Source organism: Novosphingobium sp. PC22D (assembly GCF_002556635.1).
In the GTDB taxonomy this organism is placed as follows: Bacteria; Pseudomonadota; Alphaproteobacteria; order Sphingomonadales; family Sphingomonadaceae; genus Novosphingobium.
The window spans coordinates 290,361-304,421 of record NZ_MWMO01000001.1 but is presented as its reverse complement, the minus strand read 5'-3'; the positions used below and the strand labels follow the sequence as shown (position 1 = coordinate 304,421).

General features: G+C 68.1%; 14 protein-coding genes and 1 tRNA gene. 9 read left to right on the top strand and 6 right to left on the bottom strand.

The window, feature by feature from the left end; translation table 11 throughout:
* Nucleotides 1-19 precede the first annotated feature (19 nt).
* Nucleotides 20-484 carry a hypothetical protein gene (locus B2G71_RS01350; RefSeq protein WP_098103965.1) on the top strand — a complete coding sequence of 155 codons (465 nt, stop codon included), beginning with the start codon at nucleotides 20-22 and terminating at the stop codon, nucleotides 482-484.
* A gap of 268 nt (nucleotides 485-752) precedes the next feature.
* On the opposite strand, the gene B2G71_RS01345 is transcribed toward B2G71_RS01350, so the two are convergent.
* Nucleotides 753-829, bottom strand: a tRNA-Arg gene (locus tag B2G71_RS01345).
* A 138-nt stretch (nucleotides 830-967) separates the two neighbouring features.
* Here B2G71_RS01345 and B2G71_RS01340 point away from each other — a divergent pair.
* Nucleotides 968-1,756, top strand: coding sequence for a queuosine precursor transporter (locus tag B2G71_RS01340; protein WP_098103964.1), 789 nt, complete (start codon nucleotides 968-970; stop codon nucleotides 1,754-1,756).
* A 19-nt stretch (nucleotides 1,757-1,775) separates the two neighbouring features.
* Nucleotides 1,776-2,870, top strand: a complete 1,095-nt coding sequence (gene recF / locus B2G71_RS01335; RefSeq protein ID WP_098103963.1) for a DNA replication/repair protein RecF — start codon at nucleotides 1,776-1,778, stop codon at nucleotides 2,868-2,870.
* A gap of 63 nt (nucleotides 2,871-2,933) precedes the next feature.
* Here recF and B2G71_RS01330 read toward each other — a convergent pair whose 3' ends face one another.
* Entirely contained in the window at nucleotides 2,934-3,674 is a 741-nt protein-coding gene (locus B2G71_RS01330; protein WP_098103962.1) for an arylesterase, read from the bottom strand.
* A gap of 40 nt (nucleotides 3,675-3,714) precedes the next feature.
* On the opposite strand from B2G71_RS01330, the gene B2G71_RS01325 reads away from it, so the two are divergent.
* Entirely contained in the window at nucleotides 3,715-4,458 is a 744-nt protein-coding gene (locus B2G71_RS01325; RefSeq protein WP_098103961.1) for an ABC transporter ATP-binding protein, read from the top strand.
* A complete protein-coding gene (locus B2G71_RS01320; protein WP_098103960.1) occupies nucleotides 4,455-6,992 on the top strand; it encodes an FtsX-like permease family protein in 2,538 nt (845 codons plus the stop codon). The genes B2G71_RS01325 and B2G71_RS01320 overlap by 4 nt, the downstream gene beginning before the upstream one ends.
* A 53-nt stretch (nucleotides 6,993-7,045) precedes the next feature.
* On the opposite strand, the gene B2G71_RS01315 is transcribed toward B2G71_RS01320, so the two are convergent.
* The 4 genes from B2G71_RS01315 to B2G71_RS01300 form a co-directional block, all read right to left on the bottom strand.
* Complete coding sequence (locus B2G71_RS01315; protein WP_168176211.1) at nucleotides 7,046-7,615, bottom strand: hypothetical protein; 570 nt, start codon at nucleotides 7,613-7,615, stop codon at nucleotides 7,046-7,048.
* Between the two features lie 25 nt (nucleotides 7,616-7,640).
* Nucleotides 7,641-7,871, bottom strand: a complete 231-nt coding sequence (locus tag B2G71_RS23965) for a hypothetical protein (RefSeq protein ID WP_098103958.1) — start codon at nucleotides 7,869-7,871, stop codon at nucleotides 7,641-7,643.
* Between the two features lie 157 nt (nucleotides 7,872-8,028).
* On the bottom strand, nucleotides 8,029-8,511 hold the full coding sequence (locus B2G71_RS01305) for an RDD family protein (protein WP_098104390.1): 483 nt from the start codon (nucleotides 8,509-8,511) through the stop codon (nucleotides 8,029-8,031).
* A gap of 99 nt (nucleotides 8,512-8,610) precedes the next feature.
* Nucleotides 8,611-9,024 carry a DUF805 domain-containing protein gene (locus B2G71_RS01300; protein ID WP_098103957.1) on the bottom strand — a complete coding sequence of 138 codons (414 nt, stop codon included), beginning with the start codon at nucleotides 9,022-9,024 and terminating at the stop codon, nucleotides 8,611-8,613.
* A 239-nt stretch (nucleotides 9,025-9,263) separates the two neighbouring features.
* Between B2G71_RS01300 and typA the strand changes: the two genes are divergently transcribed.
* From typA to glnA, 4 genes are all read left to right on the top strand, one after another.
* Complete coding sequence (gene typA, locus B2G71_RS01295) at nucleotides 9,264-11,096, top strand: translational GTPase TypA (protein ID WP_098103956.1); 1,833 nt, start codon at nucleotides 9,264-9,266, stop codon at nucleotides 11,094-11,096.
* A 119-nt stretch (nucleotides 11,097-11,215) separates the two neighbouring features.
* A complete protein-coding gene (locus B2G71_RS01290) occupies nucleotides 11,216-11,860 on the top strand; it encodes a YitT family protein (RefSeq protein ID WP_098103955.1) in 645 nt (214 codons plus the stop codon).
* A 254-nt stretch (nucleotides 11,861-12,114) separates the two neighbouring features.
* On the top strand, nucleotides 12,115-12,453 hold the full coding sequence (locus tag B2G71_RS01285; protein ID WP_098103954.1) for a P-II family nitrogen regulator: 339 nt from the start codon (nucleotides 12,115-12,117) through the stop codon (nucleotides 12,451-12,453).
* Between the two features lie 125 nt (nucleotides 12,454-12,578).
* Nucleotides 12,579-13,988 carry a type I glutamate--ammonia ligase gene (glnA, locus tag B2G71_RS01280; RefSeq protein WP_098103953.1) on the top strand — a complete coding sequence of 470 codons (1,410 nt, stop codon included), beginning with the start codon at nucleotides 12,579-12,581 and terminating at the stop codon, nucleotides 13,986-13,988.
* The last annotated feature ends 73 nt before the right edge of the window (nucleotides 13,989-14,061 follow it).

Genomic DNA, 14,061 nt, shown 5'->3' with positions numbered 1-14,061 from the left:
AATCCGGCGGACGGCCAGCATGGAAATGATGATCCTGTACCTGGCCGCCTGCCTCGCCTGCTGGAGCTATGCGCTGCGCTACGGCGGTATCGCCGCGCGCAAGGCCTTCGCGCTGTTTCTGGTGATGACGGCCGGCACGATCCTCGCCACCGCCGACGTTCGGGAGTTCAGCGCCGGGCTCTCGTTCTGGTCGGGCTTCAACGGACTGCTGTTCGCTTCGGACCTCGTGTATTTCCTCGGGCTGTGCTGGGTGGCCACGACCTCGCAGCGCTACTGGCCGATCTGGTCGTCCGGGTTCGCGCTGCTTTGTGTGCTCACCCACTTCGGGCCGCTCGTCGATCCCTTTGCCGACGAGCGCGTCTACCGGGGGCTGGAGACGTTCTGGCAACTGCCGATCCTGGTGACGATGGTCGTCGGAATCTGGAAGGACAAGGCCGCCGGCATCGAGGGCAACCCGGGGCTGCGCACTTTGTCGGAGAGTTAGAAACGGAGATATCCGGGGGAGAAAACCGCCCCCTTGAACACATGGTATTCGGCAGCCCCGCGGCAATTGCCCCGTGGTTCGGGCTCCCCGTTCCCGGGCTGTCGGATTGCGATCGCGGAGCGACCGCGTTCGCGGCGCCGCCTTCGTTCGTCGTCAGCGACGGCGAAGCGACGGACGCCACGCCTGCGGCACGTTCGACAAGCTCGACCGGACCGGGTCGATGGTCCTGCTGTCGGACGTGCCGCCCCAAGCGTCGACCGAGCGGCTATGGCGCGCCCGGCAGGGTTCGAACCTGCGACCCCAAGCTTAGAAGGCTCGTGCTCTATCCAGCTGAGCTACGGGCGCGCGCGAGGGCTTCCATAGCGTGGTTGCGGCGCGCGGCAAACCGGCATGGCAGGCACAATCCCCGCTCCGCGCGCATTGACGGGCCTTGGCCCGATCGACCGCTTTGCACGCGCGGCCGGGCGCGCTAGGCATTCGCGGATGAGCGACGCGCACCTTTCCCGCATCGACGGACGCTCCGGCGCGCGCCGGCATTTCCGCTATTTCGACTACGTGATGGTCGGCTTCGTGGCGATCCTGCTGCTCTCGAACCTGATCGGCGCGGCCAAGCTGACCACCGTGTGGGGCTTCACCTTCGGCGCGGGCATCCTGTTCTTCCCGGTCAGCTACGTGATCGGCGACGTGCTCACCGAGGTCTACGGCTATGCCAACGCGCGCCGCTGCGTGTGGGCAGGCTTCTTCGCGCTGATCTTCATGGCCTTCATGAGCTTCGTCGTCGTCGCCATGCCGCCCTCGGCCGACTGGGGCTGCGCCGCGAGCGCCGATCCGATCTACGAGCGCGTGGTCGCCGCCAGCGACGCGGGGACGGTGTGCCAGTCGACCTACGTATCGGTCTTCGGCAGCACCTGGCGAATCGTGCTCGCCTCGCTGCTGGCTTTCTGGGCGGGCGAATTCGTCAACTCCTACGTGCTCGCCAAGATGAAGGTCTGGACTCGCGGCAAGTACATGTGGACCCGCACCATCGGCTCGACCGTGTTCGGGCAGGCGATGGACAGCGCGATCTTCTATCCCGTAGCCTTCCTCGGCGTGTGGGAGACGCAGTCGGTCGTGCTGGTCATGGTCACCAACTGGGCGATGAAGGTCGCCTGGGAAGCGATCCTGACGCCTGTGACCTACGCCGTCGTCGGTTTTCTCAAGCAGCGTGAAGGCGTCGACGTCTACGACGACAATCTCGACTTCTCGCCCTTCGCCAAGACCGACGCGGTCTGAGGAGCGGCGCGGCCCGCCGATGGCGCTAGACCGGATCCTCCTGTCCCGTTTCCGCAACCACCGCGAGACCTTCGTCGAGGGAACGGGCAAGTTCAACCTGCTGGTGGGTGAGAACGGCGCGGGCAAGACCAACGTGCTCGAGGCGATTTCGCTGCTCGCGCCGGGCCGGGGCCTGCGCCGCGCCGCGCTCGCCGATATGCCCGCGCAATCGGGAGACGGCGGCTTCGCGGTGAGCGCCTCGCTCGCGGCCGGCCCGGGGGAGCCCGTCCAGCTCGGCACCGCCATGGCGGCCGAGCGACCCGGCCGGCGGCTGGTGCAGGTCAACGGCGCCGAGGCTCCCGCGATCCGGCTCGGCGAATGGCTCTCGATCGGCTGGCTCACCCCGGCGATGGACCGGCTGTTCGTAGAGGGCGCGGGCGCGCGGCGGCGCTTCCTCGACAGGCTGGTGCTGGCGCTCGAACCCGCCCACGCCAGCCAGGCGGCGCGGCTCGAGAACGCGCTGCGCGAGCGCAACCGGCTGCTCTCGGCGGACCAGGCGCCCGACCCGCGCTGGCTCGACGCGATCGAGTCGCAGATCGCCGAGACCGGCGCGATCGTGGCGCAGGCGCGCGCGGCGCTGCTGGAGAGGCTGTCCGGCGAACTCGCGCTCCAGCCCGAAGCGCCGTTCGCGCGCCCTGCCCTCGCCTACCGCCCCGGCGGCCCGATCGAGGCCGGCGCGCTGACGGCGGCGCTGCGCGAAGGACGCCCGCGTGACCTCGCCGCGGGCCGCACGCTCACCGGCCCGCACCGCGACGAGATCGCGGTGACCATGGCCGGCAAGGACCAGCCCGCCGCCGAGTGCTCGACCGGCGAGCAGAAGGCGATGCTGATCGCGATCGTGCTCGCCCATTCGGCGCTGCTCGAACATGCCGGAGAAGCGCGCCCGCGCATCCTCCTGCTCGACGAAGTCGCCGCGCATCTCGACCCCCTCCGCCGTGAGGCGCTGTTCGACCGCCTGCGCGAAGGGCGCGGGCAGGTCTGGCTCACCGGCACAGAACCCGCGCCCTTCGCGGCGATCATGGACGAAGCGGCGGTGTGGCACGTGCGCGAGGGCGGCGTGACGCGGGCGAAGTAGCGGCAAAGGCGGCGAGTGCCGCGACCGAACGAGCGTGTCGCAACGAAGGCATGCCGGTCCGCCTCAATTTTCTGCCTGCCCCGCCCCCTTCGCGTCCGGCAGCGCGTCGGCCACGTCGTCGATGGTCGCGGCCACCATTTCCTCGATGCCGAGGCGCGTGGGGTGGACGTGGTCGTCCTGCATCATCTCGGGCTTGTCGATCACCGGCTGGAGGAAGAACGGCACCAGCTCGGCATCGTACGCCTGCGCCAGCGAGGGGTAGATCGGGTTGAACCTCGCCGCGTAGTCCTTGCCGAGGTTGGGCGCGGCGAGCATGCCGAGCAGCACCACCTTGATCCCGCGCTCCCGAAAGGTCGCGAGGATCTTCTCAAGATTGGCGCGAGTCTCGGCCGGCGGCAGGCCGCGCAACATGTCGTTGCCGCCAAGGCTGACGATGGCGAGATCGGGCTTGGTCTTCTGGCTGTCGAGCGCGAAGGCGAGGCGTTGCAGCCCCGCCGCCGTCGTGTCACCCGAGACCGCCGCGTCGGACATGCGCGCGTTGATCCCTTTCGCGCGCAGCGCCGCCTCGAGCCGGGCGGGATAGCCTTCGCCGTCCTCGAGGCCGTAGCCCGCGAGCAGCGAATCGCCGAAGGCGAGGATGTGCCGCTCGGGGCCCATCACCGGTAATTCCTCGCGCGCCGCGTCGCCCGACCCGGACGCTGCCTCGCTTACGCCCGGCGCCCCGGGATCGTTCGCCGGCTCCTGCCCGCAAGCGGCGAGGCCGGTGGCGACGAGCGCGGCGAGCGCAAGACGGGGAAATTTCATGGCTTCGGTCTCCTTGCCCGCGCGGGCCTCGCACCCCCATATGGGGGCCGTGACAAGTTCTGCACGCGCCCTCGCCCCAGACGCTGCCGCCGCGACGGCTCCTGCTCCCACCATCGCCGCCCGCGACCTGAGGCTCACACTGGGCGAGGGCCGTGGCGCGGTCGAGATACTGCGCGGGATCGACCTCACCGTGCCGCGGGGTCAGACACTTGCGCTGCTCGGCCCCTCTGGCTCGGGCAAGAGTTCGCTGATGTCGGTGCTTTCGGGGCTGGAACGCGCGTCCTCGGGCACGCTCGAAGTCGCCGGGGCGGATTTCGCCGCGCTCGACGAGGACGAGCTGGCCCTCGCCCGGCGCGGGCGTATCGGCATTGTCCTTCAGGCCTTCCACTTGCTGCCGACGATGACCGCGCTGGAAAACGTCGCCACCCCGCTCGAACTGGCGGGCATGGCCGACGCTCGTGCGCGGGCCGAGGCGGAGCTGGCCGCGGTCGGGCTCGGCCATCGCCTCGCGCACTATCCGGCGCAGCTATCGGGCGGCGAGCAGCAGCGCGTCGCCATCGCCCGGGCCATCGCCCCGCGCCCCTCGCTGATCTTCGCCGACGAGCCGACTGGCAACCTCGACCATGCCACCGGCGAGACGATCGTCGACCTGTTGTTCGCCCGCCGCGCCGAGACGGGGGCGACGCTGGTGATCATCACCCATGACCCCGCGCTGGCCGAGCGCTGCGAGCGCGTCGTGACGCTGGCCGACGGCGTAATCACGAGCGACACTCTTCCGGCATGAACGGGTCCGGCACGAGCGCCGCCCTGCCCTGGCGCACCGCCTGGGCCATCGCGCGACGCGATCTCTCCGCCCGCTTCAAGGGCCTGCGGCTGCTGCTCGTATGCCTGTTTCTCGGTGTCGGCGCGATCGCCGCGACCGGCACGCTGACCGGCTCGATCGAACGCGAGTTGGCCGGGCGTGGCCGCGAAATTCTCGGCGGCGACCTCGAAGTGCGCGTGTGGCAACGCGGGCTTTCGCGCGAAGAGATGGCCGAGCTCACGCGCCTCGGCGAAGTGTCAGACGGCCTGCGCATGCAGGCGATCGCGCAGAACGGCGACCTTACCGCGCCGATCGCGCTCAAGGCGGTCGATGCACGCTGGCCGCTCTACGGCGCGCTGCTGCTCAAGGACGGCCGCCGCGTCGGCGCGCCGCCGCCCGGCACGATCTACTTGTCCGAAGGCACCGCGGCGCGGCTCGACGTGGCGCCGGGCGGCACGGTCACCGTCGGCGGCGAGACGCTGACGGTCGGCGGGATCATCGGTACCGAGCCCGAACTGCTCGGCGAGGGCTTCAGCCTCGGCGACGTCGCCATCACGGGGCTCGACCTGCCACGCCGCGCGGGACTGACCGCGCCGGGCGCGATGTACCGCACCAAGACGCGGGTGAAGCTGCCTGCATCGGCCGACCCCGAAGCCATCGCCGACGATATCGAGCAGCGGTTCCCCGATGCCGGGTTCGAGTTCCGCACGCGCGACAACGCCGCGCCGAGCACGCAGCGCTTCGTCGACCGCATGGGCGAGTTCCTCGTGCTCGTCGGCCTCGCCGCGCTGGTGATCGCCGGGATCGGCATCGGCGGCGGCGTGTCCTCCTATCTCGAAGCGCGGCGCGGCAGCATCGCCACGCTCAAGGTGCTGGGCGCGACGAGCGCGGACATCGCGCGGATCTACCTGCTGCAAGTCGCGGCAGCGGCGGTCGCGGGCAGCCTGGCGGGCCTAGCGGCAGGGGTGCTGGTGACGCCGCTGCTGGCGATGGCGCTCGGCACGCTGCTGCCGGTCGATACCGGGCTGATCGTCGCGCCCGGCGCGCTGGCGACGGCGGCGGCCTATGGCCTGCTCGTCGCGCTCGTCTTCGCCGCGCCGCCGCTGGTGCGCGCACGCAGCTTTCCGGCCATGGCGCTGATGCGCGCGCGGGTTTCGCCGCTGGCGACCTCATGGCGCGCGCTGGCGCTGCCGGTCGGACTGGGGCTCGGCGCGATCGTCGCGCTGGCCATGGCGAACGCGGCGCAGCCCCTGGTGACGGCGATGTTCCTCGCGGGCGCCGCCGGCATGCTGGTGCTCCTGGCCGGGCTCGGATGGACGATCCGCAAGCTCGCTGAGCGCCTGCCGCGCCCCGCCGACCCGCTGCTGCGCGCGGGGCTGGCGAACCTCCACCGACCGGGCGCGCGGACCGGCGGGCTCGTCACCGCGCTCGGCTTCGGCATCTCCGCCTTCGTCCTGATCGCCGCGGTGCAGACCAGTCTGGAGGGCAACATCCGCGCGCGCGTGCCGCAGCGGGCGCCCGACTACTTCGTGCTCGACGTGCCCAAGGACCGCGCCGGAGAGTTCCGCGCGACCGTCGCGCGGCTGGCGCCGGGCGCCGACCTGCGGCTGGTGCCGAGCCTGCGCGGCCGCATCCTCGCCTTCGGGCCCGAAGGCCGCATGACCCGCACGGCCGACCTCGAGGACATCCCCGAGGGTGGCTGGCCGCTGCAGGGCGAACGCGGGCTGACCTACTCGGACGCGGTTCCCGAGGGCAACGTGGTGACGGCGGGCAAGTGGTGGCCGAAAGGCTACACCGGCGAGCCCCTCGTTTCGATCGACGAGGACTTCGCCGAGGCGGTGGGCCTCGAGGTCGGCGACATGCTGACGATCGGCGTGCTTGGCGTCGAACGCTCCGCGCGGATCGCGGCGCTGCGACGGGTCGACTGGGATTCGATGGGCTTCAACTTCGTGCTGGTCTTCTCGCCCAACGCGCTGGAAGACGCGCCGCACAACCTTGCCGCGACGATCGACCTGCCCGAGGGCACGACGAGCCCGACGCTCCTGCGCGACCTCGTCCGCGCGTTCCCGTCAAGCTCGGTGATCGAGACCGGCGGCATCCTCGGCGAAGCGCGCGACCTGCTCGGCCAGATGTCGGCGGCGATCATGGCCGCCGCGTCGGTCGCGGTGCTCGCCGGGATCGCCGTGCTGATCGGCGCGATTGCCGCGACCCGGGCGAGCCGCTCCTACGACAACACGATCCTGCGCGTGCTCGGCGCGAGCCGCCGCCAGCTCCTGCTCATCCAGCTCGCCGAATACGGCTTCGTCGCGCTCGTGCTCTCGGGCGTGGCGCTGGTGCTCGGCTGCGCGATGGCCTGGGCGGTGATCGTCCAGCTCTTCGAATTCGACTGGCTGCCCGGCTGGGGCACGATCCTCGCCGTGCTCGGCACGGGCGTGGCGCTGGTGCTCGCCTTCGCGCTGGGCGGATCGCTCCCGCTGCTGCGCGTGCGCCCCGCGCAGGCGCTGCGAGAGCTTTAGGCGCCAGGGGTCGGCCCGCGCCGACGGCAAGCAAGCGAGAGCAACTAGCGCCCCTAACCGCTCTCGCTGAGCGAGATTTCGAGCAGCGTATCGTTGTCTCCGGGCCGGATGTCGATCTTGCTGTCTTCATACCCGTTGCCGGAGAAATAAACGAGATTGTCGGCCCGGTATCCCTCCCCGTCACGCACCTCGAAACCGGCTTCGCGCAAGTCTGCGGAAAGGCTGTCATAGAGGCCGTCGCCCGGCTCCTGCGTGACGCCCCGAAGCAGGTGCGTTCGCGTTCCCAAAGACCTTTCTTCCAAGGGAACGAAATCGCCGGGGAGCGAAATCTCCGCAGGCATCCAGCCCGGCATGCCGATCGGCGTGACTTCCTGCCCGTCGATGTAGCCGTAATCGGCCAGATCGTAGGTCCTGCCGTCCGAACCCGCGACGGGTTCGGCGGCCGGCAAGCTGTCGCCCTGCCCGGTCGCCGTGTCCGGGCTTTCGCCGCATCCGGCGACCAGCGCCAGACCAAGACTTGCGGCTGCAAACTGACTGAACTTCATTTCTCTTCTCCCGCTTGGGTTTGAAGGATGGTGAGGTGCAAAACGGCTTGCGATTCGATCGACGGTAAACACGCCCACGACCGCGTTCAGCCGGCCTTGGCCGCTAGCGCGATCGGACGGCCTCCACGCGCACGATTGCAGAGCACACTTCGCGCACGCACACCGGCAGGCACGGTCCGCTCTTGCAGGCGCCGGTCACGCCCTGCCGCGCCTCCGGCGCAATCTTGTGGGCAAGCGGATCGCCTGGCGGTTCAATCGGCGCGGCCCGGGCTGACAGCGCGAAGGGAGGCGCCGCGAACGCGATCGTCCTCAAGCTGAAGGATCGCCATGTCATTCGATCTCCCATCTTGCAGCGGCCCGCATGCTCAAGCGTCCGGCGGCGCGCGTCAATCCCCCCCAAGGGGCGCCGCAATGCCGGGCTCATCGGATCTGCATGAAGGTCTGCGGCATGCCTGGGCAGACGGCGACTTTCGTCTTGCGAGCGCTTGCGTTCACTCGAAGACCGAGGCGCTCGTCGTCGTGGCGGCGGTCGCGCCCGCCTTGTAGACCAGCGTGCCCGCGAGCATGTCGTGCAGGCCCTGCTTGCGCCGGGTCCAGCCGATCATGAAGTAGCCGATCAGCAGGATCAGCGCCGAAAGGATCTTGGCGAAATAGCGCCCGGTCGCCCGGCCGAAACCGATCCGGTTGCCGTCGAGATCGGTGACCACCATGCCCAGCGCCTTCTTGCCGAGCGTGCCCTGGAGCGAGGAGCATTCGAGCAGCGCGAAATAGAGCCAGGTGCCGATGAAGCTGACGCTGACGTAGCCGATCAGCGAGGCGCCCATCACATAGCCGCCCCACTCGGTTCCGAAGCCCATGGGCATCATCATGCCGAGCCCCAGCACCGAGCCCAGCGCCGACATCGCGACGTTGAGGATGATCGAATCGATCACGTAAGCGACGAACCTCAGCCAGAAACCGCCGAAGGGCTGCATGCGATTGCCTCCATTGCACCGGGCGACCAGCATGCACCGAAACGCGCCCGGAGCAAGGCCCCGGGCGCGTGGTTTGCTTTGCGGGCAAGGAAAAGGCGCTTACGCGAAGGCGCTGGCGTTCGCCGGGTCCTTGGGATCGGGTCCGAAGCGGTTTGGCCCGCGCGTGCCCTCAAGGCACATGAAGACCAGCACGACGATCCCGCCGATGTAGGGAATGAAGTTGAGCAGGACGAACCAGCCCGACTTGTCCTGATCGTGGAAGCGCCGCACCTGCACCGCGATTGCCGGGATGATGCTCGCCAGCGCGAAGAGGCCGACCAGCAGCGCGCCGATGTAGAAACCGGCGCCCGGCGTCGCCCCGTATTCGCTGAACGACATACCGCCGGCCATCATAATCGTGAAGCCGACCGCGTAGACGATCGCGAACAACAGCGCGAACATCCAGTATTCCTTGCGCCGCGAACGACCTTCGAAGTCGAAGTAGCGCTTGTAGGGCATCAACATCCATTCCATTGGGCTTCCCCCTCTCGTCTCACCTTCAAGGATGAGCGGGATCATACGCCTCGCGGCATTGACGCCAAAATGGATTCATTGTGATTTAGGCCACGGTCATGATGTGGGGTTGCAGCCATTTGGCTGCCTGGCGGGAGTCTGCTTGCCGCCGACGCCTGCTTCGGCTAAGGGCGCTCCCGATTGTGCGGCGCAGCGACGGCGCGCCGCCCCCGCATCCTCGAACCACAGGCTTCTTTCGCATGTCCGCCCCGCTTCCCCTGCGCAATATCGCGATCATCGCGCACGTCGATCACGGCAAGACCACGCTCGTCGACCAACTCTTCCGCCAGTCCGGCACCTTCCGCGACAACCAGCGCGTCGAGGAACGGGCGATGGATTCCAACGATCTCGAGAAAGAGCGCGGCATCACGATCCTCGCCAAACCGACCTCGATCGAGTGGAACGGCTACCGCATCAACATCGTCGACACCCCCGGCCACGCCGACTTCGGCGCGGAGGTGGAGCGCATCCTCTCGATGGTCGACGGCGTGATCCTGCTGGTCGACAGCTCGGAAGGCGCGATGCCGCAGACCAAGTTCGTCACCGGCAAGGCGCTCGGCCTCGGCCTGAAGCCGATCGTCGTCGTCAACAAGATCGACCGGCCCGACGGCCGCGCCGACGAAGTGCTCAACGAGGTCTTCGACCTTTTCGTCAGCCTCGACGCCAACGACGAGCAACTCGACTTCCCGACGCTCTACGCCTCGGGCCGCAACGGCTATGCCAGCGAGGACATCGAGGCGCGCGACGGCACGCTCGAGCCGCTGTTCAAGCTGATCGTCGATCACGTGCCGGCCCCCGACCTCGACGTCGAGGCCCCGTTCAGCTTCCTCGCGACGCTGCTCGACCGCGACAACTTCATGGGCCGCGTGCTCACCGGCCGCGTCCAGTCGGGCACGGTCAAGGTCAACGACCCGATCCGCGCGATCGACCGCGACGGCAAGGTGATCGAGACCGGCCGCGCCTCCAAGCTGCTGACCTTCCGCGGCCTCGAGCGCGTTCCGGTCGACGAGGCCCGCGCCGGCGACATCATCGCGCTCGCCGGCCTTGAGAAGGCCACCGTCGCCAACACCATCGCCGATCCGCAGGTCACCGACCCGATCGCCGCGCAGCCGATCGACCCGCCGACGCTGGCGATGCGCTTTTCGGTCAACGACAGCCCGCTCGCGGGCCGCGAGGGCGACAAGGTGACCAGCCGCCTGATCCGCGACCGCCTGATGCGCGAGGCCGAGACCAACGTCGCCATCCGCGTCACCGAAAGCGCCGACAAGGACAGCTTCGAGGTCGCCGGCCGAGGCGAACTCCAGCTCGGCGTGGTCATCGAGACGATGCGCCGCGAGGGTTTCGAGCTTGGCATCAGCCGCCCGCGCGTGCTGTTCAAGACCGACGAGGACGGCCAGCGCACCGAGCCCTACGAGACCGTCGTGATCGACGTCGATGACGAGTATTCGGGCACGGTCGTCGAGAAGATGCAGCGCCGCAAGGCCGAGATGACCGACATGCGTCCCTCGGGCTCGGGCAAGACCCGCATCACCTTCTCGGCCCCCTCGCGCGGGCTGATCGGCTACCACGGCGAGTTCCTTTCGGACACGCGCGGCACCGGCATCATGAATCGCCTGTTCGAGAAGTACGGCCCCTACAAGGGCGCGATCGAAGGCCGCCTCAACGGCGTGCTGATATCGAACGGCACCGGCGAGGCGGTGGGCTACGCGCTCAACAGCCTCGAGGATCGCGGCATCCTGTTCGTGAAGCCGCAGGAGAAGATCTACGAGGGCATGATCATCGGCGAGAACGCCAAACCCGACGATCTCGAGGTCAACCCGATGAAGTCGAAGCAGCTCACGAACTTCCGTTCGACCGGCAAGGACGACGCCATCCGCCTCACTCCGCCCAAGATCATGACGCTCGAACAGGCGATCGCCTATATCGACGACGACGAGATGGTCGAGGTCACGCCCAAGTCGATCCGTCTCCGCAAGGCGATCCTCGACCCGCACGAGCGCAAGAAGGCCAACCGCAAGAAGGACGCGGCCTGATCCTGCCGCGTCCCGGCTTCGTGACGAGACCGGGACGGCGAGACAGGTCGGAACGAAAAGACAGAATTGCCATTGGGGGGAGCGGCATGCCGGCGACAGCACCGGAGGACGCACCCCGCATGCACGGCACGAACGAACCCGCCTCGATACCGCAAGCGGCCCCGCCGGCCGGACAGCGCCATGGCCCGTTCGAGGACGCCTATGCGATCTTCGTCGGCACCGTGCTGCTCTCGCTCGGGCTCGTTTTGCTCAAGGCCGCGGGGCTCGCGACGGGCGGTGTCGCCGGGCTCGCGCTGACGCTCGCCTACCTGCTGGGCTGGCCGGTCGGGCTGTTTTACGTCGTGCTCACCGTGCCGCTGCTCGCGCTGACGGTGCGCACGATGCGCTGGGCCTTCATCCTCAAGACGCTGCTCGTCTCGCTCGGGCTCTTCGCGATGACGCTCGTCGCGCCGTACGGCGTGCGCCTCGAATGGGTTCATCCCGCCTTCGCCGCGATCGTCGGCGGCAGCACGATCGGCATGGGCGCGCTGGCGCTCGCCCGCCACGGGGCGGGGACCGGCGGATCGGGCGCGATCGTCCTGTGGCTCTACCGCAAGCACGGGTGGAACGCCGGGCGCACGCAGATGGTGTTCGACGCGAGCGTGCTGCTGATCTCGCTCGCCGCGATCGATATCGCGCGGTTCGGGTGGTCGCTGCTCGGAGTCGCGGCGACGGCCGGCATCCTGTGGGTGTGGCACCGTCCGGGGCGCTACACCGGCTATTGAAACCGGGCGCGATCGCCCGCTGCCCAACAAACGGGCAGCGCTTGCCTAAGGATTAACCATTGAACCCGTCTGGGGCGCTGCCGAAATGTCACAGGACGCGCAAATGGCATGCCGAATCGTGCGATTGGGGCCTTTTCGCAAGTGCACACTTGCCCTATCCCTTGGTTACCAACGCTGGCACGATTCTTGATCGAATTGGCCCGGATCAACGCAACATGCGACACCGCCAAGGTGCAGGGGGATAGAATAACAGCGTGAAAAAGATCGAAGCGATCATCAAGCCGTTCAAGCTCGACGAAGTGAAGGAGGCGCTGCACGAAGTGGGCGTGTCCGGCATCACCGTAACCGAAGCCAAGGGATTCGGACGCCAGAAGGGGCATACCGAACTGTATCGCGGCGCCGAATACGTTGTCGATTTCCTGCCGAAGGTGAAACTCGAGGTGGTCGTTTCCGATGCGCTCGCGGAGCGCGTCGTCGAAGCGATCGCAGAGTCCGCCCAGACCGGGCGCATCGGCGACGGCAAGATCTTCGTCATGCCCGTCGAAAGCGCCGTGCGCATCCGCACCGGCGAGCGTGACGACGCCGCACTATGAATCGACGCCGGCGCAATCCGGCAACCCGTCGCCGTCCGTCAGGGGGGCCGGCGCAGCGACGGGTAATGCCCATTCACCCCTAACCTCTTTCGGGATCGGAAGAGCCAAAACGGAGAACCACATCCATGGCTAGTGCAAAAGATATCCTCAAGCAGATCAAGGACGAGGAGATCGAGTGGGTCGATCTGCGCTTCACCGACCCCAAGGGCAAGTGGCAGCACCTCACCATGTGCGCCGGCGTGCTCGGCGAGGATGAACTCGAGGACGGCCTGATGTTCGACGGCTCGTCGATCGAGGGCTGGAAGGCCATCAACGAATCGGACATGATCCTCAAGCCCGACCTCGACGCGGTCTACATCGACCCGTTCAGCGCGACGCCGATGATGATCGTGTTCTGCGATATCGTCGAGCCCTCGAACGGCGAACTCTACGCCCGTGATCCGCGCTCGACCGCCAAGCGCGCCGAGGCCTACGTCAAGTCGGCCGGTTTCGGCGACACCGTCTACGTCGGCCCCGAGGCCGAGTTCTTCATGTTCGACGACGTCAAGTTCTACGACGAATACTCGGGCAACGGCTTCAAGCTCGACGACGTCGAGCTGCCCGAGAACTCGAACAAGGAATACGACACCGGCAACCTGGGCCACCGTCCGCGCGCCAAGGGCGGCTACTTCCCCGTCGCCCCGGTCGACAGCTGCATGGACATCCGCGGCGAGATGGTCTCGACCATGCTCGAAATGGGCCTGCCCTGCGACAAGCACCACCACGAGGTGGCCGCCGCGCAGCACGAGCTTGGCCTGACCTTCGGCACGCTCGTCACGACCGCCGACCGCATGCAAATCTACAAGTACGTCGTGCAGATGGTCGCGCAGGCCTACGGCAAGACCGCGACCTTCATGCCCAAGCCGATCATGACCGACAACGGCTCGGGCATGCACACGCACATGTCGATCTGGAACGAGGGCAGGCCGACCTTCGCCGGCAACGGTTATGCCGGGCTTTCGGACAACTGCCTCTACTTCATCGGCGGTGTCATCAAGCACGCCAAGGCGCTGAACGCCTTCACCAACCCGACCACCAACAGCTACAAGCGTCTGGTCCCGGGCTATGAGGCGCCGGTCCTGCTCGCCTACTCGGCGCGCAACCGTTCGGCCTCGTGCCGCATCCCCTACGGCTCGGGCGAGAAGTCGAAGCGCGTCGAGTTCCGCTTCCCCGATGCGATGGCCAACCCCTACCTGTGCTACGCGGCGCTGCTCATGGCGGGCCTCGACGGGATCAAGAACAAGCTCCACCCGGGCGAAGCCATGGACAAGAACCTCTACGATCTGCCGCCGGCCGAGCTCGCCGAAGTGCCGACCGTGTGCGGTTCGCTCCGCGAGGCGCTCGAATCGCTGCAGGCCGACCATGCCTTCCTGCTCGAAGGCGGCGTCTTCACCGAGGACCAGATCGAGGCCTACCTCGAACTCAAGTGGCCCGACGTGTTCCGCTGGGAAACGACCCCCGCGGCCTGCGAATTCGACATGTACTACAGCGCCTGATCCGCGCGGACCCGCAAGGGCTCCCTAGATCACCGAGGGGGGCGTCCGGAGCGATCCGGGCGCCCTTTCTCTT